The sequence below is a fragment of the Micromonospora sp. CPCC 206060 genome, from assembly GCF_036906895.1.
GTDB lineage: Bacteria > Actinomycetota > Actinomycetes > Mycobacteriales > Micromonosporaceae > Micromonospora.
In genome coordinates this window covers 1-1,250 of sequence record NZ_JBAKHU010000230.1, presented here as the reverse complement: position 1 = coordinate 1,250, position 1,250 = coordinate 1, and the positions used below count along the sequence as shown (strand labels likewise).

Sequence of the window (1,250 nt, the reverse complement as noted above, 5' to 3'; positions counted from 1 at the left end):
CAACCCACCGAACAACAAACGATCACGCAACAACCGCTAAACACCACTCCACAGGACTTGACCGAACTCGTTGACCTCGGGATCACCCGGCACCACAAACCCACACTCCCGCCGGGGTGTGCCCCGTGGCCAGGGCACCACGGTGGTGGCCTGCCAGTCCCGGGGACGCGGGGCCGGCCCGGAAGCCGCTTCCTAGCCGGGTCCGCAAGCAGCCGGGCGCCCGGACACCGCATCCGTGGGATGGCGTGCTGCGCCGGGTCGACGGCGTCTGGTCCGTGTCCGGGAACCGGCCGGACAGCACAGGTACCCATCAGCGTGGAGCCACCTGATCGCCGCCGTCCCGGCCAGCCACAGAGGTCCGTCCCGGGCTGGCCACAGAGGTAAGGAGCAGTCGTGATCGAAGGAAGCGAACAGCCCCAACCGGAGAGCCTGCCTCGCAGGTCGCCTGATCGTCGGCGGTCCCTGCGTGTCTCGCTGACGTCGCTGTTCTCCGCACTCCTGGCCGGCAGCCTGCTGGCGCTCGGCGCCGGAGCTGCCCAGGCCGGGACCAGCGCGCCGGAGGCGCAGCGGAGCGCGACATCGCCGGGCATCCAGGCGGTTGACTACTACGAGTTCCGGGCGGATCACAGCAACAAGTGCCTGGACGTGGCGAACGCCAGCATCGCCCACGGCACCCCGGTCGTCCAGGGCGACTGCTGGGGAGGCACCAACCAGCACTGGCGGTGGATCCACGTCGGGAACGGCTACTACGAGATCCGGCCGCAGCACAGCAACAAGTGCCTGGACGTGGCGAACGCCAGCACCGCGCACGGCACCCCGGTCGTCCAGGGCGACTGCTGGGGAGGCACCAACCAGCACTGGCGGTTCGTCCTGCTCTCCAACGGCACGTACGAGATCCGGGCGCGGCACAGCAACAAGTGCCTGGACGTGGCGAACGCCAGCATCGCCCACGGCGCCCGGGTCGTCCAGGGCGACTGCTGGGGCGGACCCAACCAGCACTGGCGGCTCATCTACGCCGGCACCTGGGGCTGATCCGCACGGTACGCGGGTCCACCGTGCGGTTACGGACCCTGGTGTGGTTCAGGCCCCGGCTCGTGCCGGGGCCTGGCCCGTGGGCGACCGGCATGGACACGCTGGTGGGTCGCGACGTCCTCGGCAGGCGGTCCGGCAGCGCTGGTACCGGGTCCTAGGCCGCGTTTCGTAAGGCTCGGAGCCACTGGTCGATGATGGCGATGGTGACGGTGGCTTCG

At 70.0% G+C, this 1,250-nt stretch carries 1 protein-coding gene; it reads left to right on the top strand.

Annotated features, from left to right (window positions below; genetic code table 11):
* Positions 1-393 precede the first annotated feature (393 nt).
* Positions 394-1,032, top strand: a complete 639-nt coding sequence (locus V6U90_RS33440) for an RICIN domain-containing protein (protein WP_334445186.1) — start codon at positions 394-396, stop codon at positions 1,030-1,032.
* Positions 1,033-1,250: the final 218 nt, after the last annotated feature.